The sequence below is a fragment of the Streptomyces sp. SCSIO 75703 genome (assembly GCF_036607905.1).
In the GTDB taxonomy this organism is placed as follows: Bacteria; Actinomycetota; Actinomycetes; order Streptomycetales; family Streptomycetaceae; genus Streptomyces.
The window spans coordinates 3,767,996-3,790,810 of sequence record NZ_CP144555.1; the positions used below are offsets into that span (position 1 = coordinate 3,767,996).

The 22,815-nt window shown below is 74.5% G+C and carries 26 protein-coding genes and 1 pseudogene; 18 read left to right on the top strand and 9 right to left on the bottom strand.

Annotated elements, in window-relative coordinates; all coding sequences use genetic code 11:
- Window positions 1-171 precede the first annotated feature (171 nt).
- From VM636_RS16475 to VM636_RS16485, 3 genes and pseudogenes are all read right to left on the bottom strand, one after another.
- On the bottom strand, window positions 172-1,236 hold the full coding sequence (locus VM636_RS16475) for a trypsin-like peptidase domain-containing protein (RefSeq protein ID WP_053914753.1): 1,065 nt from the start codon (window positions 1,234-1,236) through the stop codon (window positions 172-174).
- A gap of 123 nt (window positions 1,237-1,359) precedes the next feature.
- A complete protein-coding gene (locus tag VM636_RS16480; protein WP_030419556.1) occupies window positions 1,360-2,382 on the bottom strand; it encodes a LacI family DNA-binding transcriptional regulator in 1,023 nt (340 codons plus the stop codon).
- A gap of 99 nt (window positions 2,383-2,481) precedes the next feature.
- Window positions 2,482-3,168 (bottom strand): annotated as a pseudogene (locus tag VM636_RS16485) (response regulator transcription factor); the annotation flags it as partial.
- 222 nt (window positions 3,169-3,390) lie between these two features.
- Here VM636_RS16485 and VM636_RS16490 point away from each other — a divergent pair.
- The 7 genes from VM636_RS16490 (at window position 3,391) to VM636_RS16520 (ending at window position 8,948) form a co-directional block, all read left to right on the top strand.
- The gene (locus tag VM636_RS16490) at window positions 3,391-4,272 is read left to right on the top strand and encodes an alpha/beta fold hydrolase (protein WP_199825524.1); all 882 of its coding nucleotides are present in this window, start codon (window positions 3,391-3,393) and stop codon (window positions 4,270-4,272) included.
- Between the two features lie 46 nt (window positions 4,273-4,318).
- Window positions 4,319-4,573: a MoaD/ThiS family protein gene (locus VM636_RS16495; RefSeq protein WP_030419553.1), complete on the top strand. Its 255-nt coding sequence runs from the start codon at window positions 4,319-4,321 to the stop codon at window positions 4,571-4,573.
- A gap of 1 nt (window position 4,574) precedes the next feature.
- Complete coding sequence (locus tag VM636_RS16500) at window positions 4,575-5,987, top strand: hypothetical protein (protein ID WP_053914755.1); 1,413 nt, start codon at window positions 4,575-4,577, stop codon at window positions 5,985-5,987.
- 143 nt (window positions 5,988-6,130) lie between these two features.
- The gene (locus VM636_RS16505) at window positions 6,131-6,868 is read left to right on the top strand and encodes a DUF2993 domain-containing protein (protein WP_030419551.1); all 738 of its coding nucleotides are present in this window, start codon (window positions 6,131-6,133) and stop codon (window positions 6,866-6,868) included.
- 570 nt (window positions 6,869-7,438) lie between these two features.
- A complete protein-coding gene (locus VM636_RS16510; RefSeq protein WP_053914756.1) occupies window positions 7,439-8,278 on the top strand; it encodes a sulfurtransferase in 840 nt (279 codons plus the stop codon).
- Window positions 8,279-8,314: 36 nt separating this feature from the next.
- On the top strand, window positions 8,315-8,602 hold the full coding sequence (locus VM636_RS16515) for a DUF1416 domain-containing protein (protein WP_004986406.1): 288 nt from the start codon (window positions 8,315-8,317) through the stop codon (window positions 8,600-8,602).
- An 85-nt stretch (window positions 8,603-8,687) separates the two neighbouring features.
- Window positions 8,688-8,948 (top strand): DUF3099 domain-containing protein, encoded by a 261-nt coding sequence (locus VM636_RS16520; RefSeq protein ID WP_030419549.1) that lies wholly within the window; start codon window positions 8,688-8,690, stop codon window positions 8,946-8,948.
- 191 nt (window positions 8,949-9,139) lie between these two features.
- On the opposite strand, the gene VM636_RS16525 is transcribed toward VM636_RS16520, so the two are convergent.
- Complete coding sequence (locus VM636_RS16525) at window positions 9,140-9,502, bottom strand: DsrE family protein (RefSeq protein ID WP_053914757.1); 363 nt, start codon at window positions 9,500-9,502, stop codon at window positions 9,140-9,142.
- Window positions 9,503-9,750: 248 nt separating this feature from the next.
- Here VM636_RS16525 and VM636_RS16530 point away from each other — a divergent pair, with 248 nt between their 5' ends.
- From VM636_RS16530 to VM636_RS16540, 3 genes are all read left to right on the top strand, one after another.
- Window positions 9,751-10,326, top strand: a complete 576-nt coding sequence (locus VM636_RS16530; RefSeq protein WP_030419546.1) for an FABP family protein — start codon at window positions 9,751-9,753, stop codon at window positions 10,324-10,326.
- A gap of 172 nt (window positions 10,327-10,498) precedes the next feature.
- Window positions 10,499-10,936: a Fur family transcriptional regulator gene (locus VM636_RS16535; RefSeq protein WP_030419545.1), complete on the top strand. Its 438-nt coding sequence runs from the start codon at window positions 10,499-10,501 to the stop codon at window positions 10,934-10,936.
- Window positions 10,937-10,945: 9 nt separating this feature from the next.
- Entirely contained in the window at window positions 10,946-11,911 is a 966-nt protein-coding gene (locus VM636_RS16540; protein ID WP_030419544.1) for a glycine cleavage T C-terminal barrel domain-containing protein, read from the top strand.
- Window positions 11,912-11,922: 11 nt separating this feature from the next.
- Here the strand turns inward: VM636_RS16540 and dtd are convergent, their stop codons facing one another.
- On the bottom strand, window positions 11,923-12,348 hold the full coding sequence (gene dtd, locus VM636_RS16545; RefSeq protein WP_030419543.1) for a D-aminoacyl-tRNA deacylase: 426 nt from the start codon (window positions 12,346-12,348) through the stop codon (window positions 11,923-11,925).
- Between the two features lie 190 nt (window positions 12,349-12,538).
- Here dtd and VM636_RS16550 point away from each other — a divergent pair, with 190 nt between their 5' ends.
- The 3 genes from VM636_RS16550 (at window position 12,539) to VM636_RS16560 (ending at window position 15,711) form a co-directional block, all read left to right on the top strand.
- Window positions 12,539-13,183, top strand: coding sequence for a hypothetical protein (locus VM636_RS16550; RefSeq protein WP_030419542.1), 645 nt, complete (start codon window positions 12,539-12,541; stop codon window positions 13,181-13,183).
- Window positions 13,184-13,271: 88 nt separating this feature from the next.
- The gene (locus VM636_RS16555; RefSeq protein WP_053914758.1) at window positions 13,272-14,285 is read left to right on the top strand and encodes an asparaginase; all 1,014 of its coding nucleotides are present in this window, start codon (window positions 13,272-13,274) and stop codon (window positions 14,283-14,285) included.
- A 169-nt stretch (window positions 14,286-14,454) separates the two neighbouring features.
- Window positions 14,455-15,711, top strand: coding sequence for a GNAT family N-acetyltransferase (locus VM636_RS16560; RefSeq protein WP_053914759.1), 1,257 nt, complete (start codon window positions 14,455-14,457; stop codon window positions 15,709-15,711).
- A 208-nt stretch (window positions 15,712-15,919) separates the two neighbouring features.
- Here VM636_RS16560 and VM636_RS16565 read toward each other — a convergent pair whose 3' ends face one another.
- Both VM636_RS16565 and VM636_RS16570 read right to left on the bottom strand, forming a co-directional pair.
- A complete protein-coding gene (locus VM636_RS16565; RefSeq protein ID WP_053914760.1) occupies window positions 15,920-16,105 on the bottom strand; it encodes a hypothetical protein in 186 nt (61 codons plus the stop codon).
- Between the two features lie 196 nt (window positions 16,106-16,301).
- Entirely contained in the window at window positions 16,302-16,490 is a 189-nt protein-coding gene (locus VM636_RS16570) for a hypothetical protein (RefSeq protein WP_030419538.1), read from the bottom strand.
- 147 nt (window positions 16,491-16,637) lie between these two features.
- Between VM636_RS16570 and VM636_RS16575 the strand changes: the two genes are divergently transcribed.
- Window positions 16,638-17,639 carry a winged helix-turn-helix domain-containing protein gene (locus VM636_RS16575; protein ID WP_078962851.1) on the top strand — a complete coding sequence of 334 codons (1,002 nt, stop codon included), beginning with the start codon at window positions 16,638-16,640 and terminating at the stop codon, window positions 17,637-17,639.
- A gap of 88 nt (window positions 17,640-17,727) precedes the next feature.
- Here VM636_RS16575 and VM636_RS16580 read toward each other — a convergent pair whose 3' ends face one another.
- Window positions 17,728-18,684, bottom strand: a complete 957-nt coding sequence (locus VM636_RS16580) for an IS481 family transposase (protein WP_338482875.1) — start codon at window positions 18,682-18,684, stop codon at window positions 17,728-17,730.
- 116 nt (window positions 18,685-18,800) lie between these two features.
- Here VM636_RS16580 and VM636_RS16585 point away from each other — a divergent pair, with 116 nt between their 5' ends.
- The gene (locus VM636_RS16585; protein WP_030419536.1) at window positions 18,801-19,526 is read left to right on the top strand and encodes a class I SAM-dependent methyltransferase; all 726 of its coding nucleotides are present in this window, start codon (window positions 18,801-18,803) and stop codon (window positions 19,524-19,526) included.
- Between the two features lie 286 nt (window positions 19,527-19,812).
- Here the strand turns inward: VM636_RS16585 and VM636_RS16590 are convergent, their stop codons facing one another.
- Window positions 19,813-20,721, bottom strand: coding sequence for a phosphotransferase (locus VM636_RS16590; RefSeq protein ID WP_053914005.1), 909 nt, complete (start codon window positions 20,719-20,721; stop codon window positions 19,813-19,815).
- Between the two features lie 412 nt (window positions 20,722-21,133).
- Here VM636_RS16590 and VM636_RS16595 point away from each other — a divergent pair, with 412 nt between their 5' ends.
- From VM636_RS16595 to VM636_RS16605, 3 genes are all read left to right on the top strand, one after another.
- Window positions 21,134-21,577 carry a helix-turn-helix transcriptional regulator gene (locus tag VM636_RS16595; protein WP_053914006.1) on the top strand — a complete coding sequence of 148 codons (444 nt, stop codon included), beginning with the start codon at window positions 21,134-21,136 and terminating at the stop codon, window positions 21,575-21,577.
- A gap of 65 nt (window positions 21,578-21,642) precedes the next feature.
- Entirely contained in the window at window positions 21,643-22,236 is a 594-nt protein-coding gene (locus VM636_RS16600) for a hypothetical protein (protein ID WP_030419533.1), read from the top strand.
- Window positions 22,237-22,374: 138 nt separating this feature from the next.
- Window positions 22,375-22,710 carry a DUF2516 family protein gene (locus VM636_RS16605; protein WP_030419532.1) on the top strand — a complete coding sequence of 112 codons (336 nt, stop codon included), beginning with the start codon at window positions 22,375-22,377 and terminating at the stop codon, window positions 22,708-22,710.
- Window positions 22,711-22,815 lie beyond the last annotated feature (105 nt).

The window sequence follows — 22,815 nt, forward strand, 5'->3', positions numbered from 1 at the left end:
GCTCGGGGGCGGGACGTCCTTCAGCGTCGCACGCCGGCGGGGGGTGCGGGGAAGCCGCGGGGGCGCGGCGCGTACGGGCCCGTCCGGTGCCGGTGCCGGTGCCGGTGCCGACGGGGCGGGGGCGGGCGGTCCGCCCGGGGCCGGCGGGGCGCGGCGGGGCGCCGGGCCGGGTCAGCCGTCCGCGCCCGCCCGCAGGGAGGCCAGGCCGGCCTTGACGGTGTTGACGGGGATGGCGAAGCCGAGGCCCACGCTGCCCGCGTCGGCGGACGAGGAGGAACCGGCGGCCGAGTACATCGCCGAGTTGACGCCGACGACGGCGCCGTTCATGTCGATCAGCGCGCCGCCGGAGTTGCCCGGGTTGAGGGAGGCGTCCGTCTGGATCGCCTGGTACGTGGTCGTCGAGGAGCCGGTGTCGCCGTTGAACTGGCGCCCGCCGTACGCGAAGGGCCGGCCGCCGCCCTGCTGCCGCTGTTGCCCCCCGTCGTCCTTGGCGACGGTGACGTCGCGGCCGAGGGCCGAGACGATGCCGCTGGTCACGGTGCCGGTCAGGCCCTCGGGGGAGCCGATCGCCACGACCTGGTCGCCGACCCGGAGGCCGTCGGAGTCGCCGAGGGTGGCGGCGGGCAGCCCGGAGGCGTTCTCCAGCTTGACCAGCGCCAGGTCCTTGGAGCTGTCGGTGCCGAGGGTCCGCGCGGTGTACGTCGTGCCGTCGCCGGTCCGCACGGTGATCGAGGAGGCGCCGGAGACGACGTGGTTGTTGGTGACGATCTCGCCGTCGCCCGTGATGATCACGCCGGAGCCGGTGGAGGCGCCGGTGTCCGTGGCCGCGCTGATCTCGACGATGCTCGGGCCGACCGCGGCGGCCACCCCGGCGACGGTGCCCTTCCGGCCGGCGGGCACCACGGTGGTGCCGGTGGTGCCGGAGGCGGCGGTACTGCCGGTCAGCTCCTGGATGCCGTACGCGGTGCCGCCGCCGACGGCCGCCGCGACCAGGGCCACCGCCGCGAGCAGGGCGAGGGGCCGCCGGACGGTCCGCTTCCCGCGCGGACCCTCGGGCCCCTCCGGCCCGGCCGGCGCGGGGTACCCGGCCGCGGGCGGCCGGTGCGGCGGGGGCGGCCAGGCGGGGTCCACCGGGCCCGAGCCCAGGGGGGCGTGGACGTGCGGACGGCCGCCCTCGGAGGGCGACGCGTGCGGGTTCTCGGCGCCGCTGCGGCGGTGGCTCTCGGTCATGTCCATGAGCCTCCCGCCGCTCCATGAGAGCCGCCTGAGGGACGCCTGAGAAGCCCGGCAGAACCGCGTATGCCCGATACAAGGGCGGGGCGTGAGGGCCCTGCGGCTACGGCGCGCCCGCCCCGCGGCTCACTCGCAGCCGCAGGACTGGCGGACCACCAGCCGGGACGGGAACAGCTTCAGCCGCTCGCGCCGCGAGCCGGCCACCCGCAGCCCGTCGTCCAGCACCAGGTCGACCGCGGCCCGCGCCATCGCCGACCGGTCCGAGGCCACCGTGGTCAGCGGCGGATCGGCCAGCGCCGCTTCCTTGATGTCGTCGAAGCCGGCCACCGCCAGCTCGCCGGGGACGTCGATGCGCAGCTCGCGGGCCGCGCGCAGCAGGCCGATCGCCTGGTCGTCGGTGGAGCAGAAGACGGCGGGCGGGCGCTGCGGGCCGGAGAGCAGGTCGAGGGCGATGCGGTAGGCGTCGTACCGGTTGTACGGGGCCTCGAAGAGCCGGCCCTCGGTGGAGAGGCCGGCCTCCTTCATCGCGCGCCGCCAGCCCTCGACGTGGTCGGAGACCGGGTCGCCGACCGGCGGGGTGTCGGCGGTGCCGCCGACGCAGGCCACGTAGGGGTAGCCGTGCTCCAGCAGGTGGCGGACGGCGAGCTGGGCGCCGCCCAGGTCGTCGGTGACGACCGCGACGTCGTCGATGGCCTCGGGCCGCTCGTGCAGCAGGACGACCCGCGCGTCCCACGCCTCGATCTCGGCGGCGGCCATGTCGTTGAGCGCGTGGCTGACCAGGATCAGCCCCGAGACCCGCATGCCGAGGAACGCGCGCAGGTAGTGCACCTCGCGTTCGCCGACGTAGTCGGAGTTGCCGACGAGCACCATCTTGCCGCGCTCGGAGGCGGCCCACTCGACGGCGTGCGCCATCTCCGCGAAGAACGGCTGGCGCGCGTCCGGCACGATCAGCCCTATGAGGTCCGTCCGCCGCGACGCCATGGCCTGGGCGACCCGGTCGGGCCGGTACCCCAGCTCCTTGATCGCGGCGAGGACACGCTCGCGCGTGGCCGGGGCGACCGGCCGGGGTCCGTTGTTGATGACATAGCTGACGACGGCGGTCGAAGTCCCCGCCAGCCGCGCCACGTCATCCCGAGTCACCTTGGCCACGCGCGGAGTCTACGCGGATGGATCCCCGCCGGGCAGGGCGTATCACACCTTGGATGGCCTGGAGGTTCCCGCCGTGCCGCCGGGGACGCCCCGCGCGGGCCGCTCGCCCTTCTCGCCCTTCTCGGGCGTGACGAAGCGGTAGCCGACGTTGCGGACGGTGCCGATGAGCGATTCGTGCTCGGGGCCGAGCTTGGCGCGCAGCCGCCGCACGTGCACGTCGACGGTGCGGGTGCCGCCGAAGTAGTCGTACCCCCACACCTCCTGGAGGAGCTGGGCGCGGGTGAAGACGCGGCCCGGGTGCTGCGCGAGGTACTTCAGCAGCTCGAACTCCTTGAAGGTCAGGTCGAGCACCCGGCCCTTCACCTTCGCGGAGTAGGTCGCCTCGTCCACCGACAGGTCGCCGTTGCGGATCTCGGTGGGGGAGTCGTCGACGATCTGCCGGCGGCCCAGGGCCAGCCGCAGCCGCGCCTCGACCTCCGCGGGGCCCGCGGTGTCCAGCAGGACGTCGTCCACGCCCCAGTCGGCGGTGACGGCGGCGAGCCCGCCCTCGGTGACGACGAGGATCAGCGGGGAGCCCGGCCCGGTGGAGCGCAGCAGCCGGCACAGCCCGCGCACCTGGGGCAGGTCGTGGCGGCCGTCGACGAGGACGACGTCGGCGCCCGGGGTGTCGATCAGGGCGGGGCCCTCCGCCGGGGCCACCCGGACCGAGTGCAGCAGGAGGCCGAGGGCCGGGAGCACCTCCGTCGAGGGCTGGAGCGCGTTGGTCAGCAGCAGCAGGGAACTCATCGCGCCCCACCTGCCCGGGGTGTGCGGTGATCGTGCGCGGTTCGCTCGCCCATAACGTCGGATTCCTCTCCGGTTCCTGCGAGGACGTCTGCGGCACTGCTTCCTGCGATGCGGGTCGTGCCCGGGGGGCCCGCCGCGAGTCCGGGAACCGGCCGGCCCCGAAAGCACGAAAGGACCCGGGGGCTACGCTGCCCGAGTCCTCTGCCGAGCAGAATAACCGACATGAGCAAGGGTCCGGCAGGTCGTGTGGCGCGCGCCACCTCTCGTCCGTCCGCCCGCGCACCGCGCCCGGCGTCCGCCCCGGGCCCGGCGGGGGCCCCGCCGCCGGCCGCGCGCCGCACCCCCGCCCGCACGTTCCTCCGGACGGCCGACGGCGTGCGCGTCGACGCCGTCTACGCGCCCGGCGCCGCCGCCGGTGACGCGCACGCCCCGGTCTTCGTCGTCGCGCACGGCTTCACCGGGGACGCCGACCGGCCGCACGTGCGCCGGATCGCGGCGGCCCTGGCCCGCCACGGGGCGGTGGTCACCTTCTCCTTCCGCGGGCACGGCGCCTCCGGCGGCCGGTCCACGGTCGGCGACCGCGAGGTGCTCGACCTGGCGGCGGCGGTCGCCTGGGCGCGCGGCTTCGGGCACCCGCGCCTGGTCACCGTCGGCTTCTCGATGGGCGGCTCGGTGGTGCTGCGGCACGCCGCCCTGCACGGCGCGGACGCCGTCGCCGGGACCGACGCGGTGGTCTCCGTGAGTTCCCCCGCCCGCTGGTACTACCGGGGGACCGCGCCCATGCGCCGGCTGCACTGGCTGGTCATGCGCCCGGCCGGCCGCCTGGTGGGCCGCTGGGGGCTGCGCACCCGCATCCACCACCGGGACTGGGACCCGGTGCCGCTCTCCCCGGTGGAGGCGGCGGCGCGGATCACGGTGCCGCTGCTGCTGGTGCACGGCGACCGGGACGCCTACTTCCCCCTCGACCACCCGCGCATGCTGGCCGGGGCCGCCGGTGACCGGGGCGAACTCTGGCTGGAGCCCGGCATGGGCCACGCCGAGCACGCCACGGACGCGGGACTCCTGGACCGGATCGGCGACTGGGCGGTCGCGCGGGCGGGCTAGCCTGAGGTGTTCACTGCCGAACGACGACAGGCGACGAAGGGTCCAGATGGCAAAGGTCACGGTGCGCTACTGGGCGGCCGCGAAGGCCGCGGCGGGGGTGGCCGAGGAACCGTACGAGGCGGACACGCTCGCCGGGGTGCTCGACGCGGTGCGCGAACGCCACCCGGGCGAACTCACCCGCGTGCTGATGCGCTGCTCGTTCCTCGTCGACGGCGCCCCGGCCGGCACCCGCGCGCACGAGACGGTACGGCTGGCCGAGGGCGGCACGGTCGAAGTGCTCCCGCCGTTCGCAGGAGGGTGAGATGACCGACCAGCCGCAGCAGCCGTACCCGGGGCACCAGGGGGCTTGGGAGTGGCCCGCGCAGCCCGGGCAGGGTTTCCCGCCGGGCTTCGAGGAGCCGTCCGCCGCCGAGCAGACCCAGCAGTGGCAGGGCCAGACCTGGGAGACCCAGGTCCAGCCCCCGGTCACCCCCGCCACGCCCCCGCCGGCTCCCGCGGGGGGCTACGGGCAGCGGCCGGGGCAGCCGTACGGGGCCGGGCAGCCGTACGCGGGCCCGCCGCAGCCGGGGCAGCCGTACGGGCAGCAGCCGTACGGGGACCCGTCCTCCGGGGGCCAGGCGTACGCGGGTCAGGCCCACACGGGCCAGTCCCACGGTGGCCTGCCGCAGGCGGCCCAGCCGTACGCGGGTCAGCCGCAGCCCGGCCAGGCGTACGCGGGCCAGTCCCCGCCGGGGCAGCCGCAGCCGGGCCCGCCGTACCCCGGCCAGTCCCGGCCCCAGCCGGAGCACCAGTACGCCGCACCGCCCCACGAGCCGCAGGCGGCCCAGCCGTACCCGCAGCCCCAGGCCGCCGCGTACGCCGCCCCCGCGGCGCGGCCCCACGAGCCCGCCCCCGCCCCGAAGCCCGCGCCCGCCGCCGGTGACGGGCCCGCGTACGGTCCGGCGACCCTCGCCGGCAACGCCCGGATCACCGACGCGCAGCGCGCCCGTGCCGAGGGCCGCTCCCCGGTCATCGACCCGGGGATGCAGCCCGCCCTGCTCACCGCCCTGCTCGGCCTGCTGCTGGCCGGCGCGGCGGCGATCGGCACGTACGCGCTGCTCCTGCCGCTCATCGCGCTCCAGGCGGTCACGGCGGCGGGCTGGTTCCGGCTGAACGGCATGTGGCCGGCCCGCCAGGGCATCGCGCTGGGCTTCCTCGGCGCGCTCGTCGCCGACGTGGCGATGCTCGCCTCGGACCGGTCCCCGGCCGCACTCCTCGGCGGCCTCGGCGTGTGGGTGCTGCTCGCCCTCGTCCTGCAACTGCGCTCGCACGCCGACCCGGACGAGCGGATGTACGGCCTGATGGCCACCGTCGTCGCGGCGGCCCTCGCCATCATCGCGGGCGGCTACCTCGCGGCGGACGCCGACGCCGTGACGGTCGGCGGCGTCGCGGTGGCGGTGGCGGCCGTGGTCCGCGCCCTGCCCCTGCCCGCCCCGGCGGCGATGGGCGCGGCCGTCCTCGCGGCGGCGGGCGCGGGCGCCGCGGCCGGCGGGATGACCGGCCTCGGCACCTCCGGGGCGCTGCTCGGCGGGGGCGCCGCGCTGTGCGCGCTGGTCGGCCACCGCGCGGCGGCCTACGACTACCCGTCGCGGTTCGTCCACTTCACGGCGGGCGTCGCCCTGCCGCTCGCGGCGGCGGCCCCGGCGGTGTACGGGCTCGGGCGGCTGCTGGGTTAGCCCGGCCGCCACCCGCCCGGCCTGTCACAGGTGATCGACAAAAATCGGGCGGCCGTCCCTCCGCGCGCTACCCTCGCGCTGGACGGCCGCCCGGTCGTCGGGGGAAACGCCGTCGTCGACGTCAAGGGTGGGGAAGACACCGCATGCGAGCACTGCGAATACTGCTGATCGTCGTCGTGGTCCTGGGCGGACTCTTCGCCATCGCGGACCGTCTCGCGGTCAACTTCGCCGAGAACGAGGTGGCCGAGCGGCTGCGCACCTCCGAGAACCTCGCCGAGACGCCGGACGTGTCGATCAACGGCTTCCCGTTCCTCACCCAGCTCCTGGGCGGCGAGCTGGACGACGTCGAGATCGGCATCGGCTCCTACGAGGCCGCCGCCGGCGACGGCGGCAAGAAGATCCGCATCGACGACCTGCGGGCCCACATGAAGGGCGTCGGCTTCTCCGGCGACTTCTCCTCGGCCACGGCGGCGAGCGCCGAGGGCAGCGCGTCCATCTCCTACGACGAGCTGCTGAAGGCCGCCAAGTCCGAGCCGACCCAGGCCGCCCCGGGCGTCACGGCGAAGGTCGTGGGCCTCTCCGACGGCGGCAACGGCAAGATCAGGGTGGCCCTGGAGGCGACGGTGCTGGGCACGCCGCTGCCCGAGCCGGTGCACGTGCTCAGCACCGTGCGGGTCGAGGGCGACGACGTCGAGGTGGCCGCCGACGGGCTGCCCACGGTCGCCGGTGTGAAGCTGCCCGAGTCCCGGGTGCGGGCCATCACCGACTTCCGCCAGCGCATCGACGGTCTGCCCGGCGGCATCACGATCGACAAGGTCGAGGCGGCGCAGGACGGCGTGCGGATCACCGTGAAGGGTTCGGACATCCGCCTGGCCGGGTAGGGCTTGCCGCGCCGGCACCGCTCGGCCCGCCCCGGGTGCGCCGGGGCCCCGGTGCCCACCGGGCCCGGGTGCCGGCGGGGGCCGGTGCCCACGGAACAGCGACGGCACGGGGGCGGCGGAGGGGCGCCGGCCGCCCCGCCGCCCCTCGGACACGCCGTCGTCCGCGATGCGAGACGGAGCCGTCCGCTCCGTAGAAACCCGGCCGGACCGGAGGGCTTCCCCGGCGGGCCGGATTCCTCCCCGGCTGCCGCTCATCTCGTATCGCGGACCATTCCGTCTCATCATGTGATCCACCGGTGACACACCCGGCATTCCGTCCCTACCATCGGCCCCATGCAGTGCCAGACAAGCGTCCTCCGTTCGCGGGGACAGGCGGATCTCACGAAGCGGCGGGCAGTGGACCTGTGCCGCGTCTCCGCCATGCTCTGTCGCACCTTCTGAGCGGAAGGCCCCGCCTCCGCATCCCCGCCCCGCACCCGGGGGGCTGCCGTGTGCCGCGCCCGCCACGCGCCGCGCCGCGTCCCCCACCCCGTCCCGTACGCCCCGCCGCATCTGCCCCGGAGGAGAAACATGAGCCGCAGCGACGTCCTGGTCGACGCCGACTGGCTGCAGGACCACCTGGACGACCCGAACATCGCCGTCGTCGAGGTGGACGAGGACACGTCCGCGTACGAGAAGAACCACATCCGGAACGCGATCCGCATCGACTGGACCAAGGACCTTCAGGACCCGGTGCGCCGCGACTTCGTGGACCAGGAGGGCTTCGAGAAGCTCCTGTCGGCCAAGGGCATCGCCAACGACACGCTGGTGGTCCTCTACGGCGGCAACAACAACTGGTTCGCCTCCTACGCCTACTGGTACTTCAAGCTCTACGGCCACGAGAACGTCAAGCTGCTCGACGGCGGCCGCAAGAAGTGGGAGCTGGACGCCCGCGAGCTGGTCGAGGAGGTGCCCGTGCGCGCCACCACCGACTACAAGGCCAAGCCGCAGGACACCTCGATCCGCGCCTTCCGCGACGAGGTCGTCGCCGCGATCGGCGTGCAGAACATCGTCGACGTGCGCTCGCCCGACGAGTTCTCCGGCAAGCTCCTCGCCCCGGCCCACCTGCCGCAGGAGCAGTCGCAGCGCCCCGGCCACGTGCCGTCCTCGCGCAACATCCCGTGGTCGAAGAACGCCAACGACGACGGCACCTTCAAGTCCGACGAGGAGCTGAAGGCCCTCTACGAGGCCGAGCAGATCGACCTCTCCAAGGACACCATCGCCCTGTGCCGCATCGGCGAGCGCTCCGCCCTGAGCTGGTTCGTCCTGCACGAGCTGCTCGGTGTGGAGAACGTCAAGAACTACGACGGCTCCTGGACCGAGTACGGCTCGCTCGTCGGCGTGCCGATCGAGCTGGGCCCCGCCAAGTAAGCCGACCGACCCTTCCCAACACCTCAGGAGTACGACATGTGCGGAGCGAAGGCCGGCGGCCCCGACGCCTCGACGATCAAGCCCGGTGAGACCACCATCCAGGGCCAGGTGACCCGCGACGGCGAGCCGGTGACGGGCTACGTCCGTCTGCTGGACTCGACCGGCGAGTTCACGGCGGAGGTCCCCACCTCCGCGACGGGCCAGTTCCGTTTCTACGCGGCCGAGGGCACCTGGACCGTCCGGGCACTGGTCCCGGGCGGCACCGCCGACCGCACGGTCGTCGCCCAGCAGGGCGGACTGGCGGAGGTCGCGATCGCCGTCTGACGGCACCCGCGCGGAAGGGGCCGCGCCCCACGGGTTGGACTCCCGGGGCGCGGCCCCTTCGCGCGTCCGGAACTACCCTGGAGGTATGTACGCACGGCGGCGTCACGTGTACTTCGCCATGATGGGGACGTGCCTCGCGCTCTTCGTCCTGGCCTGGGGCGTGGTGCGCCTCTGGTCGGTCCCGGCCGCCGTCGGCATGTGCGTGGTGGCCATGCTCATCCCGCCGGTCGCCGCGATGGTCGCCAACCGCCGGGGCCCCGAGGACCGCTGGTGGGACGACCCCTCGGGCGATCCGCAGTCCGACGAGTGGTGGGACGAGCTGGACGGCAAGAACCGCCACCGGTGACCGGCGGTGACGGCCCGGGACGGTCACGCGGCCCCAGGGCGGCCCCAAGGCCACCGGCGACCACCGGGTCACCGGCGACCGCCGGGTCACCGGCAACCGCCGGGTCACCGGCGACCACCGGGCCACAGGACCGCCGGGACCGCCGGGCCGTCGCTCACCGTGGCCCCGGGTCGGCATCCCGCGCGGGCGGGTCAGTAGACGAGCGCCTGCGTCTCCTCGCCCATGGCCTCCTGCACGAAGACCTGGGCGCCCGCGATCCGCACCCCGTCGAGCACGTCGCCCTCCGTGATCTCCCGGCGGGCCGCGCACTGCGTGCACAGCGTCAGCCGGCCGCCGGCCAGCACCGAGTCCAGCAGGTCGGGCAGCGGCGCCGCGTGCGGCAGGGCGAACTCGGCCGCCCGGCCCGGCAGCGCGAACCAGGACGCCTCGCCGGTCAGCCACAGGGAGACCTCGACCCCGCTGGCCACGGCCACCGCCGCGACCGTGAACGCCTGCGAGCACCGCTCGGGAGCGTCGGCCCCCGCCGTCAGCTTGATCACCAGCTTCTTCGCCATGGCCGCATCGTACGGTGCCGGGCGGTGCCCACCTCCCAGGGTGCCGCCCGGCCCGGCCGCGTAAGCTGGTGCCCGGCCCTGTGCACATCGCGCACGTACGCACCCCGCTCAACCGAGGAGCACCCCGTGGAGATCTTCTTCGAAGTCCTGTTGGTCCTGGTCTGCGTCGGCGTCCTCGCCTTCGCCGGGCTGACCGTGAAGAAGCTGTACCAGGGCCAGCGCTGACCCCTCGCCAGGAAGTTCCGCTCATGATCGAGATTCCGTCCGACCTGCACAAGGACCTCGTCCCGCTCGCCTTCCTGCTCGGTGAGTGGGCGGGCGCCGGCGTGCACGACTTCCCCGGCGCCGAGAAGTGCAACTTCGGCCAGGAGGTCGCCTTCACCCACGACGGCCGGGACTTCCTGGAGTACCGCTCCCGCACCTGGGTGCTGGACGGCGACGGGAACAAGGTCCGCCCGCTGGAGACCGAGCACGGCTTCTGGCGGATCGACGCCGGCCGCAAGGTCGAGGTCACGATGGTCCGCGACGACGGCGTCATCGAGATCTGGTACGGCGAGCTGGCCGACCAGAAGCCGCAGATCGACCTCGTCACCGACGCGGTCGCCCGCACCCCCGACGCCCGCCCCTACACCGGCGGCAAGCGGCTGTACGGCTACGTCAAGAGCGACCTCATGTGGGTCGGCGAGAAGCAGACCCCGGAGGTCGAGCTGCGCCCCTACATGTCCGCCCACCTCAAGAAGGTCGTCACCCCCGAGGACGTCGAACGCTGGGCCAAGGCCCTCCCCGACGACATGCCGGACGACGGCATCGCCTTCTTCAAGTAGACCGGTTGCCTCCCGGGCGGCCCGGCCCCCGCCCGCACGGAGCCCCGGCTCCCCGCACGGGCGGCGCTCCGGGCCGCCCGCCCGCGCCCCCGGCCCGGGTCCCGGCCGCCGCACGGCACCGGGCCGCCCGGACCCGGAGTGATCCCCGGGGACACGGCCTAGACTCGGTGTCGTGGTGAGCACCGACTGGAAGAGCGACCTCAGACAGCGCGGCTACCGGCTGACCCCCCAGCGTCAGCTCGTACTGGAGGCCGTGGACACCCTCGAGCACGCGACCCCGGACGACATCCTCGTCGAGGTGAGGAAGACGGCCTCCGGCGTCAACATCTCCACCGTGTACCGCACCCTGGAGCTGCTGGAGGAGCTGGGCCTCGTCTCGCACGCCCACCTCGGCCACGGGGCGCCCACCTACCACCTCGCCGACCGGCACCACCACATCCACCTCGTCTGCCGGGACTGCTCCGACGTGATCGAGGCCGATGTGTCGGTGGCCGCCGAGTTCACCGCCAAGCTCCGCGAACAGTTCGGCTTCGACACCGACATGAAGCACTTCGCCATCTTCGGCCGCTGCGCGGACTGCGCCCCCGGGGCACCGCCCGCCGGGTCGTAGGCTGGGGCCATGAAGAGCCCTCTGCTGTCCCTGCCCGGCGCCGTCCCCGCCGAGGGCGTGGACGAAGGCGTCGCCGCCCACTACGGCGACCTGTTCCGCGAGCAGCGTGCCCTCGCCGACGGCACCGGATTCGTCGACCTCTCCCACCGCGGCGTCCTCACCGTCACCGGCGAGGACCGGCTGAGCTGGCTGCACCTGCTGCTCACCCAGCACGTCAGCGACCTGCCGGCCGGCGAGGCCACCGAGGCCCTGGTCCTCTCCGCCAACGGCCACATCGAGCACGCCCTCTACCTCGTCGACGACGGGACCACCGTCTGGGCGCACGTCGAACCCGGCACCCAGGAGGCGCTCCTCGCCTACCTGGAGTCCATGAAGTTCTTCTACCGGGCCGAGGTCGCCGACCGCACCGCCGACACCGCCGTCGTCCACCTCCCGGCCGGCTCCATCGCCGAGGTCCCCGAGGGCGCCGTGGTCCGCGAGACGGCGTACGGCCGCGATCTCTTCCTGCCCCGCGCCGGGCTGGCGGACTTCGCCGCCCAGGCCGGTCCGCCCGCCGGCATCCTGGCGTACGAGGCGCTCCGGGTCGAGCAGCACCGGCCCCGGCTCGGCTTCGAGACCGACCACCGCACCATCCCGCACGAGCTGGGCCTGATCGGCAGCGCCGTCCACCTCCAGAAGGGCTGCTACCGCGGCCAGGAGACCGTCGCCCGGGTGCAGAACCTGGGCAAGCCGCCGCGCCGCCTGGTCTTCCTGCACCTGGACGGCAGCGAGGTCCACCTCCCCGGGCACGGCGCCCCGGTCCGCGTGGCCGACGACGGCCCCGACGGCCGGAAGATCGGCTTCGTCACCACGTCCGTACGCCACCACGAGCTGGGGCCGGTCGCCCTCGCCCTGGTCAAGCGGAACGTACCGGTCGACGCCCGGCTGGTCGCCGAGGACACCGCCGCCGCGCAGGAGACCGTCGTCGAGCCGTGAGGCCCGGTGCCTCACACCTCGACGAGCACCGTGAACGGGCCGTCGTTCGTCAGCGCGACCCGCATCCGTGCGCCGAACCGGCCCGTCGCCACGGTGGCCCCCAGCGCCCGCAGCCGGGCCACCACCTCGTCGACCAGCGGCTCGGCCACCTCGCCGGGGGCGGCGGCGCTCCAGGTGGGGCGGCGGCCCTTGCGGGCGTCGCCGTACAGGGTGAACTGGCTGATCACCAGCAGCGGGGCGCCGATGTCGCTGCACGACTTCTCGTCGTGCAGCATCCGCAGCGACCACAGCTTGCGGGCGAGCCGGTCCGCCTGCTCCGGGGTGTCCTCGTGGGTCACCCCGACCAGGACGCACAGCCCCTCGCCCTCGATCGCCCCCACCGTCTCGCCGTCCACGACGACGCTCGCGCCGTCCACCCTCTGCACCACCGCACGCATGCCCGCCATGATGCCGTGCGGGTCCGCGCGGCCGGCGGGCGGGCCCCGCGGCGCCCGGAGGCTGCCACACGGGGCTTCTTTTCGCTCCGTAACCCCCCATCTGGGGCCGATCGGGGGCACTCGGTCACATAGCGGCCACTTGGGGTGGCACGATGCTTCCAGACGCCGGTCGAGGGGACGGTAGAGGTAGATGAGCACACCGAGTACGGGGCAGCCGTCAGGGACTGTCGCGTTGACTCACCCGGGCGGCCTGGAGGCGCCCAGACCGCCCGTGCAGCGGACGGACAGCCCCGAGCTGCCCGGGGCCACGGCGCCGGGCGTCCCGGGCTCCCCGGGCGGGGGACACGACCTGGCCGGGCTGAGCCTGCCGGAGCTGCGCACGCTGCGCCGGGACGCCCAGCGGGAGGAGGCCGACCTCAGTTACGTGCGGCGGCTGCTGCACGGGCGGATCGACATCCTGCGCGCCGAGCGGGCGCGGCGCGGTACGGCATCGCCGCCGGCCGCGGCGGAGGCGTCCGTGGTCGAGCGGCTGTCGGAGATCCTGGCCGACGCCCCGGCCCGGCACCGGGCCTCCGCCCGCCACGTGACGCTGGGCACGCCGCGCAGCGAGGAGGGCCGCCGGCTGGCCGCCGAGATGCTCGGGGACGTGGAGCTGTCCGACCTGTCGGCGCTCAGCGATCCCGAGCTGACCGCCGCGATGGGCCGCCTGGCCCGTCACGAGCAGCGGGTCTCGCGCCGGCGCCGCCGGCTCCAGCGCACCGCCGACGACTGCAGCGCGGAGATCGCGCGCCGGTACCGTGAGGGGGAAGCACAAGTCGACGACCTGCTCGTGTGACGCCGGGAGCCGCCGTACGCCGTCCTGGAGGGCCCGGCGGTCCCGGGCAGTCGCCGTGACGGGTCTTTGTCCCGGAAGGCCACCGCCGATGTCCGCGTCCCCGCCCGTGTCCCCGCCCGCGCCGGCCGCTCCGCCCGCGCCGCCGACCGCCCTCGCGCCCGCCGCGCCGCCCGTCCTCGCCGAGGTCGTGCGGTCCGGTTTCGTCGAGGGGCGGCACCGGGGCGCCCTGGTCGTCCTGGGCGCCGACGGGGCCGTGGAACTGGCGCTCGGCGACGTGACGGCACCCGTCTTCCCCCGCTCCTCCAACAAGCCCCTGCAGGCCGCGGCGGTGCTGCGGGCCGGGCTGGACCTGGCCGGGGAGCGGCTGGCGCTGGCCGCCGCCAGCCACTCTGGAGAAACCTTCCATCGCACGCTCGTGCGGACCATGCTCGCCGATTTCGGGCTCGACGCCGGGCTGCTGCGGTGCCCGCCCGACCTGCCCCTGGACGCCGAGGAACGCGACCTCTACCTGGCCTCCGGCGAGTCCGCCGACCCCGTCACCATGAACTGCTCCGGCAAGCACACCGCGATGCTCGCCGCCTGTGCGCTGCGCGGCTGGCCGCTGGAGGACTACCTCGACCCCGGACACCCGCTCCAGCGGCTCGTCCACCGGACCGTGGAGGACGCGGCGGGCGAGCCGGTCGCCGCGGTCGGCACCGACGGGTGCGGGGCCCCGCTGATGGCGATCAGCCTGGTCGGCCTGGCCCGCGCCTTCCAGAACGTCGCCGGCGCCGAGCCCGGCACGCCCGAACGCCGGGTCGCCGACGCGATGCGCGCCCACCCCGAGTACGTCGCCGGCACCCGCCGGGCCGACACCTGGCTGATGCGCGAGGTGCCGGGCACGCTCTCCAAGATGGGCGCCGAGGCGGTCCAGGCGGTGGCCCTGCCGGACGGCCGCGCCCTCGCCTTCAAGATCGAGGACGGGGCGACGCGGGCGCTCGGCCCGGTCCTCGCCCGCGCGCTCACCCTGCTCGGCGTGGACGGCCCCGTGGTCGGCCGCATCGGCCGCGCGCCGCTGCTGGGCGGCGGCGCGGAGGTGGGGGAGATCCGGGCGGCGTTCTGAGCACGCCTCGCCGCGACGGGCGTGGCGCCGGCCGGGGCCGGACGGCGGCGGCCGGGTCAGGGGGTGCCGCCCAAACCCCCGGAAATTTCGGCGGCCGGGTCAGGGGGTGCCGCCCAAACCCCCGGAAATTTCCGCGACGCGCGCCCGGGGCGCCGCATACCGTGAGCGCATGACCAGCCGTGCCGAGATCGACGTACGCCCCATCACCGAGGCCGACTTCCCCGACTGGAGCCGGGCCCTGAGCACCGGTTTCCTCCAGGATCCCGTCCTGGGGGAGGAGCAACTGCGCGCCCGCGCCAGACAGTTCGTACCGGGCCGGCTGCTCGGCGCGTTCGACCGCGGCCGGTGCGTCGCCACGTACCGCTCCTTCGACCAGCGGCTCACCGCCGTCGGCGGCGCCGAGGTGCCGGCCGACGCGGTCTCCAACGTCACCGTCACCGCGACGCACCGGCGCCGCGGCCTGCTCAGCCGCATGATCGGCGCCGACCTCGCGGCGGCCAGGGAACGCGGGGACGTGGTCGCCACGCTCATCGCCGCCGAGTACCCGATCTACGGCCGCTACGGCTTCGGCCCGGCCACGACCATGACCGAGTGGACGGTCGACGTGCCCCGCGCCGGCCTCGACCCGCGCTGGGCGGCGCCGGAGGACGGCGGCACCCTCGACCTCGTCGACGGTGCCGACGTGCGCAAGCTCGGCCCCGAACTGCACGAGCGGCTGCGCCGGGCCCAGCCGGGCGCGGTCAGCCGCGACGACCTGTGGTGGCAGGTGCGGACCGGCGTCGTCCGGATGCACGCCACCCCGTGGCACGAGCCGTACTACGCGGTGTACCGCTCGCCCGACGGCGAGGTCCAGGGCATGGCCGCCTACCGGGTCGACGACACCTGGGGCGACGCGAAGCAGCCGCTCAACACGGCGACCGTCGACTGGCTGATCGGCGTCACCCCGGCCGCCGAGCGCGCCCTGTGGCGGTACTTCTGCTCCATCGACTGGATCACCACGGTCAAGAGCGGCTGGCGCTCCCCGGACGACCTGCTCCCGCAGTACCTGCCCGACCCGCGGGCGGCCCGGATCGGCACCCAGGCCGACTGGCTGTGGGTCCGCGTCCTGGACGTCGTACGGGCCCTGGAGGCGCGGACGTACGCGGCGAGCGGCGCGCTGGTGCTGGAGGTCGTGGACCCGGGCGGGCCGGCCGCCGGGCGGTGGCGTCTGGAGGCCGGGGCGCAGGGCGCGTCCTGCGCGCGGACCACCGAGAGCGCCGACCTCGTGCTGGACGCCGGGGCGTTGGCGATGCTGTGGCTCGGGGACGAGTCGGCCACGCGGCTGGCGGCGCTGGGCCGGGTCACGGAAGAACGAGCGGGCGCCGCCCTGTCGGCCGACGCCCTGCTGCGTGCGCCCAGGCGCCCGTGGTGCCCGGACATGTTCTGAGGGCCGGAGCCCGGTGCGGTTCCTGCGGGCGGGAGCCCGGTGCGGTCTCTGCGGGCCGGAGCCCGGTGCGGTGACCTCCTCTCCCGGTGACGGGGCGCGGGCGGGTCCGTAGCGTGCGCTCCGTCGTGCCGGTGGTCGGGCCGGCCGGCCGCCGGGCCGGGCTCCCGGCTCCCCTCCGGAGAGGAGCCCGGACGGCGGCGTGGCCGGCTCAGGCGGACTGGGCGAGCAGCATGACGAGGACGACCGCGCCGACGCCGCTGATCGCGCCGCTGCGTGCCTTGACGCCGACGGTCAGCGTGACGAGGGCGACGAGGCCGAGCACCCCGTACCTCCCCTGGACGAACTGCTCGAACGCGACGGCCAGTGCGGCGATGACGATGGCGATGTACGGCATGGTGTCCCCCCTTCGGGCCGCCCCTGCCGGGGACCGGCCCACACTCTTCCCTGGTGGCCAACCTCCTGTAGGCTCAACCACGTTGTCCAAGTTGGTTGCCAACTTAGCCAGATGTCGCGCCCCGGGGAAGGGTCGTGCACCCGGTATGTGGCGAACTTCCGTAAGTTGGCGCGAAGTTGACGCCGTCTCGGACGCCTCACAGAGCCGGTTCCGCCACCAGGAGCGCGAGCATGACGGCGCCGGCCGAGCTGAGCGACGGGCTCTTGGCCTTGATCCCGACGGTGAGCAGCAGCAGTCCGACGCTGCCGGTGAGGCCGTACTTCCACTGGATGACCTGCTCGAATCCGACGGTGAAGACCGCGGTGAGCAGAGCGAGGACGGGCATGGTCTTCCCCCTTCGGTCGTCTCGGCAGCCGAACTCTCACCAACTGGGCAAAGTTGGCAACCAACTACAACTATGATGTCCCCAGTTGGCATCCTCTGGCAAACATGTTTCAGTCAACTCCTGCTTGGAAGGCAGGAGTTGTAGTTTCTGGTCGTGACCCAGGAGAACGCGTCCGTGAACACCGGCAGAAGGCCCACGCCCCAGGAGATCGCCGAGATCCTGCGGGACCGCATCCGCGGCGGCCGGCTCAAGGCGGGCGACCGCCTCCCCACCCAGGCCGAACTCGCCGACGAGTTCGGTGTGGAACGCGGCACCGTCCGGCAGGCCCTGCGCGCGCTCCAGGACGACGGCCTGCTCACCAACGTCAGCAAGGGCAGCCCGCCCCGCATCGCCCAGCCCGCCCCCCACCCCGGCGAACCGCAGCCGGCGCTGGTGGTGCTCGGACCGCGCCTGTCGGACGCCTTCCGCGAGCCCCGGGTACGGCTCGACGTGGTGTGCCACACCGCGGAATCCCTCCTGCTGGCGCTCAGCGAGCCGCTGCGTCTGATCCACGAGGGCCGCGTCCGCCCGAACTCCCTCCATCTGCGCGTCCTGATGCCGGCCCGCGACATCGCCCTGGCCTTCCCGGTCCTGGCCGGCCCGGCGGACTCGGCGGACCCGGCGGACCCGGCGGACCCGGCGGACCCGGCGGACCCGGGGGTGCCGGAGAGCGTCACGGCCGGTCCGGGAGCGGGGGAGGGCCAGACGTCCGAGCGGGGGCCGGAGCCGGGGCCGGACGACCCGGCGCACCGGCGCTGGCTCCAGATGCGCAACGCCCAGGCCCGGGTGCTCCGGCACAGCCTGCACGCCCTGCGCTCCACCCACGGCATCGCCGTCGACGTCGCGTTCCGGTCCCTGCCCTTCACCCCGCCGGTGAAGCTCTACCTCCTCAACGGGGAGGAGGCGCTGCTCGGTTACTACATCGTCGCCCGGCGCGAGGAGGAGTGGGAGGACCGGACGTTCCCGACGTACGACGCCCTCGGCACCCAGTCCCTGCTGTTCTCCTTCCGCGACCAGGCGGGCCCCCGGGACGCCGCCTTCGTGGCCGAGTCCCAGAAGTGGTTCGACGCCCTGTGGGACACCATCACCACCGACATGACGCTCTCCTGAGCCTCGGTCAGGTTCTTTCGTCTGGATCAGGCCGGATCAGGGAGCGGTGCCGGACCCCGCGAGCCCGGCGTGATCCGAACGAGAGGCCCTAGGTGTATTGACCCGCAGCGTTGTTGACACGGCTGATGGGCGGGTGTCCGTCCAGTGCGGTGTGGCAGCGGTGGTGGTTGTAGGTGTGGAGGAAGTCTGCCAGGGCTTCGGTCCGTTCGGTGTTTGAGGTGTAGGGCCGCAGGTAGGCCCATTCGTCGAGCAGGGTGCGGTTGAAGCGTTCGACCTTGCCGTTGGTCTGCGGCCGGTAGGCCCGGGTCAGCTTGCCGGTCGCGCCGAGCTCGGCCAGGACTGCCTTCCAGGCCAGGCCCTTGCGGTAGGCCCAGGCGTTGTCGGTCAGCACCCGCTCGATCCGGGTGATGCCCTGGCTGTGGAAGAACGTGGCCGCGCGGGTGAGGAAGCCCGCGCAGGTCGCGGTCTTCTCGTCGCCGTGGATCTCGCTGTAGGCGAGGCGGGTGTGGTCGTCGACGGCGGAGTGGACGTAGTCGAAGCCCATGTTGTTGCGGGTGGCCCGGCCGGCCTGGCGGCCCAGCGCTTTGTGACCGCCGCCGTCGGGGATCCGGCCGAGTTTCTTCACGTCGACGTGGATGAGTTCCCCGGGACGCTCGCGTTCGTAGCGGCGGATCAGCGTGCCGGTGGGGCGGTCGAGCCAGGCCAGGCGGTTGAGCCGGTGGCGGGTCAGGATCCGGTGGACGGTCGAGGCGGGCAGGCCCAGGATCGGGCCGATCCTGGCCGGCCCGAGCTTGCGGCTCTGTCGCAGGTCGCAGACGCGGGTTTCGACCGAGGCCGCGGTCCGGTGCGGCGTCGTGTGAGGCCGGCTCGACCGGTCGTGCAGGCCCGCCTCGCCTTCAGCCCGCCACCTGCGGATCCATTTGTGAGCCGTGGCCCGGGAGATACCCATCTCGGCGGCCACGTGAGCGACCGGACGGCCTGAGCAGACACGTTCGACCAGCAGTCTTCTACCGAAGACGGTCAGCCGGGCATTACGGTGGGGCACGAAGACCTCCGTGCGGTGAGTTCCTAGACAGCTCCCACCACACCGGAGGTCTTCGCCATGTTCAAGATCCAGCAGTGTCAACAACGCTCGTGATCAATACACCTAGGGTGGACGGTATGGCCGACGAATGCTTCCGCCACCCCCGCCTCGCCCCGCTCTACGACGTCCTCGACCCGGACCGCGGCGACCTGGACGCCTACCTGCGGATGGCGGAGGAGTACGGGGCCCGCCGGGTCCTGGACGTCGGATGCGGGACGGGCGTCTTCGCGCTGCTGCTGGCGGACCGGGGCATCGAGGTCACCGGCGTCGACCCGGCCGGGGCCTCCCTCGACGTGGCGCGCGGCAAGCCGGGTGCCGGACGGGTGCGCTGGCTGCACGGCGACGCGACGCGGCTGCCCCCGCTGCGGGTGGACCTGGCGACCATGACGGCGAACGTCGCCCAGGCCATCGCCGGCCCCGACGACTGGCACGGCACCCTGCGGGGCGTGCACGCCGCGCTGCGCCCCGGCGGACGCCTGGTCTTCGAGACCCGGGACCCGGCCGCGCGGGCCTGGGAGGAGTGGAACCGCGAGGCGTCGCACCGCGTGACGGAGGTGCCCGGCGTCGGCGCGGTCGAGAGCTGGGTCGAGGTGAGGGAGACGGACGGGCCGCTGGTGACCTTCCGCTGGACCATCGTCTTCGCCGCCGACGGCGCCGTGCTGACCTCGGACTCCACCCTGCGCTTCCGCACCCGCCGGGAGATCGAGGACGACCTGGCGGCCCACGACTACGTGCTGGACGAGATCCGCGACGCCCCCGACCGCCCCGGCCGGGAACTGGTCGTCATCGCCCACCGCCCCTGACCCCGCCGTACCCCCGGAACACCTCCCGGCTGCCGGGGTGACATCCGGCCCTGCGCAGGGCCGCCCGCCGTTCGCCCCCACCCAGCCACCGGACCCGGCGCGCACGGACGGCATGAACACCCTCGGCCCCGGGGCCGTCCTCGCCCCGGGGCCTCGACGCCCGCGTCGCCCCGCCCCGCGACAGCGCGTCAGGGCGCCGCCGGGCGGGGGCCGGGCCGGGCGGCGAGATCGCCCCCGCCGCCGAGCGGCCGGCGTCCCACCCGGGACCGCGTCCGCCGGGGGCCGCTCACCGCGCGGCGCCGTCGGCGAGGATCGCCGCCAGCCGCGCCCGGCACTCGGCGGCGAAGGCGGGGAAGGTGTGCCGGTAGTACGCGACCCCGCCGACGCCCACCGCGATGGCCCAGGCGCGGGCCCTGGTCCAGGTCGCGTCGTCGAGGGACAGGACGTTCCAGTAGGACCGCCGTGCCGTGGGCGGCAGGTCCCACACCGTGGCGTGCTCGGCGTCCGGGAAACCGACCGAGAGCCCGCCGAAGTCGATGACCGCGTGCAGCACGCCGTCCCGGACCAGGAGGTTGCTCGGCTTGAGGTCGCCGTGCAGCCACCCGTGGGGCGCCGAGGGCCCGGGGAGCGCGAGCGCGGCCCGCCACCACCGCTCCAGCGCGTCGACGTCGAGCGTCGTGCCCTCGGCCGTCCGGCAGTCGTCGAGCGACTCCGCGACCCACTCGGCGCACGCCGCCGGCGGGCCGCCGCGGTACCCGCCGAGCCCGCCGCTCCGGGTTGCTCCCATGAGGTCGGTGCGGTGCAGTTCCCCCACCGCCGCCGCCAGGTCCGCCCCGAAGGCCGCCCAGTCGCCGACCGTGTCCGGCCCCGGCGCGGCCCCGTCGATCCAGTGGTAGACCGACCAGGCCACGGGGAAGGCGCCGGTCGGTGTCCCGGCGTACACCGGCTCGGGAATCCGCGGCGAGAGGCGGGGCGCCAGGCGGGGCAGCCACTCCCGCTCCTTGCGCAGGGACCGCGCGGTCCCCGCGGTCCGGGGCAGCCGTACGAGCAGGCCGTCGCCCAGCCGGTACATGGTGTTGTCCGTGCCCGCGCCCGCCGGGGACAGCGGCAGACCGGCCCACTGGGGACGCTGTTCCCGCAGCAGGGTCCGGACCAGTTCCTCGTCGACGGGGATCTCGTTCTCGTGCAGCGTCACGGGGGACGTCTCCTCACCGGTGTGAGCGGAAACCGGGGCCGGCCCGTACGCCCCGCGCCGGGAGGTACGCGGGACAGCCCCCCGTGGGCGACGACTTCGCCCCCGGAGCGCCGGTCTCCACTCCACCCGCCCCTCCCCGTGACGGGAGACCTTCCCCGTGACGGATCCGGCGAAGCCCCCGGCCCGCGGCCACCGGGCCGGCGTCCGGCCCCTGATCCCCACGGAGCGGACGGCGTCGGCGGCCGGCCTGGCCGGCCTCCGCGACGCTCCCGAGCGAACACCATGCCGCCAACCCCGCCCCTGCCACGGGAGTTTCGCCCGACGGCGGCCTCCGTGGCGTGCGGGCGAGGGGGAGGGCACTTTTGCAAGCGGGTCGCTTGCAAAAGTTAGCGGGAGGGGGCACGCTGGAGGCATGGCATCGCTCAACGTCGGCAATCTCGGCGAGTACCTGCGCGAGCAGCGGCGCAACGCGCAGCTCTCGCTGCGGCAGCTCGCGGAGGCCGCGGGGGTGTCCAATCCGTACCTGAGCCAGATCGAGCGCGGGCTGCGCAAGCCCAGCGCGGAGGTGTTGCAGCAGGTCGCCAAGGCGCTGCGGATCTCCGCCGAGACGCTGTACGTGCGCGCCGGCATCCTCGACGCGGAACGGGACCGGGACGAGGTGGAGACCCGCGCGGTGATCCTCGCCGATCCCACCCTGGACGAGCGGCAGAAGCAGGTGCTGCTCCAGATCTACGAGTCCTTCCGCAAGGAGAACGGGTACGGGGCCGGCGCGGACGCCGGCGGCACCCTCATACCGGACGGCCGCCCCCCTGCCGCGGAGAGCGGCGGCGCCGGCCCGCGGGAGACGGCCGGATGACCGGCCGCCGGGCGCGGGACCCGTACGACAACCCCAGCCGAACGCACATCGGGAGGACCAGCACCATGCCGATCACCGAAGACCTGCGCAAGACCTTCAGCGACCCCACCCCGCTCTACTTCGCCGCGGGCACCGCCGACCTCGCCTTCCAGCAGGCCAAGAAGGTGCCCGTGCTGGTCGAGCAGCTCCGTGCCGAGGCCCCGGCCCGGATCGAGGCCGTCCGCAACACCGACCCGAAGGCCGTGCAGGAGCGGGCCGCCGCCCGCGTCCGCGAGACGCAGGGCACCCTGCAGAACAAGGTGAACGAGTTCGTCGGCTCCCTGGACGCCGACTTCAAGAAGCTCGGCGAGTCCGCCCAGGACCTCGCCCTGCGCGGCGTCGGCGTCGCCGCCGAGTACGCCGTGCGCGCCCGGGAGACCTACGAGAAGGTCGCCGAGCGCGGCGAGCAGGCCGTGCGCACCTGGCGCGGCCAGGCCGCCGAGGGCGTCGAGAGCGTCGCCGAGGGCGTCGAGGACGTGGCGGTCGCCGTCGAGCCGAAGCCCGAGCCGGTCGAGGTCACCGAGGAGAAGCCCGCCCCGGCGAAGAAGGCCCCGGCCGCCCGGAAGTCCCCGGCGCGCAAGAGCACCGGGACGAAGAGGACGCCGCCGTCCGCCGAGTGACTGGCGCCGGGCACCCCGCCCGGCGACGACGGCGGCACCGACCGGGAACGAGCCGGGCACCCTGGGGATGCCCGGCTCGTTCTCCGGGTACCGTGACCGCGTAGGGACGATCCGAATCTGGTGGTGGACGTTGTGCTGATGCAGGGTTTCGCAGGCTTGATGTGGCTGCTGAGCACGGCCCTGATCCTTTTCAGCGGCTTCGCGTTGATCGACGCCGCCACGCGCCGCGAGGACGCCTACCGCGCGGCCGACAAGAAGACCAAGCCGTTCTGGCTGATCGTCCTCGGGCTCGCCTTCGTGGTGAACCTGATCTTCAACATCCTGTCGTTCCTGCCGATCATCGGCCTCATCGCGACGATCGTGTACATGGTCGACGTGCGGCCCGCGCTGCGCGGTCTGTCGGGCGGCGGGCGCAACACCCGCCGCGGCTCCAGCAGCGACGGCCCGTACGGCCCGTGGAACGGCGGCCGCTGAACGACGACGACCGGCCGGCCCGCATCCGGCCCGTCCCGTCCCGCCCCGGTCATCGGGGCACCGGCGGTCACAGGGCTCCCGCGGCCACCGGCGCTCCGGCGGCCG

Excerpts from the sequence above, each read along its gene's own strand:
- VM636_RS16475 (WP_053914753.1), bottom strand. The coding sequence starts at position 1,236 with ATGGACATGACCGAGAGCCACCGCCGCAGCGGCGCCGAGAACCCGCAC.
- VM636_RS16490 (WP_199825524.1), top strand. The coding sequence starts at position 3,391 with ATGAGCAAGGGTCCGGCAGGTCGTGTGGCGCGCGCCACCTCTCGTCCG.
- VM636_RS16495 (WP_030419553.1), top strand. The coding sequence starts at position 4,319 with ATGGCAAAGGTCACGGTGCGCTACTGGGCGGCCGCGAAGGCCGCGGCG.
- VM636_RS16500 (WP_053914755.1), top strand. The coding sequence starts at position 4,575 with ATGACCGACCAGCCGCAGCAGCCGTACCCGGGGCACCAGGGGGCTTGG.
- VM636_RS16505 (WP_030419551.1), top strand. The coding sequence starts at position 6,131 with ATGCGAGCACTGCGAATACTGCTGATCGTCGTCGTGGTCCTGGGCGGA.
- VM636_RS16510 (WP_053914756.1), top strand. The coding sequence starts at position 7,439 with ATGAGCCGCAGCGACGTCCTGGTCGACGCCGACTGGCTGCAGGACCAC.
- VM636_RS16515 (WP_004986406.1), top strand. The coding sequence starts at position 8,315 with ATGTGCGGAGCGAAGGCCGGCGGCCCCGACGCCTCGACGATCAAGCCC.
- VM636_RS16520 (WP_030419549.1), top strand. The coding sequence starts at position 8,688 with ATGTACGCACGGCGGCGTCACGTGTACTTCGCCATGATGGGGACGTGC.
- VM636_RS16525 (WP_053914757.1), bottom strand. The coding sequence starts at position 9,502 with ATGGCGAAGAAGCTGGTGATCAAGCTGACGGCGGGGGCCGACGCTCCC.
- VM636_RS16530 (WP_030419546.1), top strand. The coding sequence starts at position 9,751 with ATGATCGAGATTCCGTCCGACCTGCACAAGGACCTCGTCCCGCTCGCC.
- VM636_RS16540 (WP_030419544.1), top strand. The coding sequence starts at position 10,946 with ATGAAGAGCCCTCTGCTGTCCCTGCCCGGCGCCGTCCCCGCCGAGGGC.
- dtd (WP_030419543.1), bottom strand. The coding sequence starts at position 12,348 with ATGCGTGCGGTGGTGCAGAGGGTGGACGGCGCGAGCGTCGTCGTGGAC.
- VM636_RS16550 (WP_030419542.1), top strand. The coding sequence starts at position 12,539 with ATGAGCACACCGAGTACGGGGCAGCCGTCAGGGACTGTCGCGTTGACT.
- VM636_RS16555 (WP_053914758.1), top strand. The coding sequence starts at position 13,272 with ATGTCCGCGTCCCCGCCCGTGTCCCCGCCCGCGCCGGCCGCTCCGCCC.
- VM636_RS16560 (WP_053914759.1), top strand. The coding sequence starts at position 14,455 with ATGACCAGCCGTGCCGAGATCGACGTACGCCCCATCACCGAGGCCGAC.
- VM636_RS16565 (WP_053914760.1), bottom strand. The coding sequence starts at position 16,105 with ATGCCGTACATCGCCATCGTCATCGCCGCACTGGCCGTCGCGTTCGAG.
- VM636_RS16570 (WP_030419538.1), bottom strand. The coding sequence starts at position 16,490 with ATGCCCGTCCTCGCTCTGCTCACCGCGGTCTTCACCGTCGGATTCGAG.
- VM636_RS16585 (WP_030419536.1), top strand. The coding sequence starts at position 18,801 with ATGGCCGACGAATGCTTCCGCCACCCCCGCCTCGCCCCGCTCTACGAC.
- VM636_RS16595 (WP_053914006.1), top strand. The coding sequence starts at position 21,134 with ATGGCATCGCTCAACGTCGGCAATCTCGGCGAGTACCTGCGCGAGCAG.
- VM636_RS16600 (WP_030419533.1), top strand. The coding sequence starts at position 21,643 with ATGCCGATCACCGAAGACCTGCGCAAGACCTTCAGCGACCCCACCCCG.
- VM636_RS16605 (WP_030419532.1), top strand. The coding sequence starts at position 22,375 with ATGCAGGGTTTCGCAGGCTTGATGTGGCTGCTGAGCACGGCCCTGATC.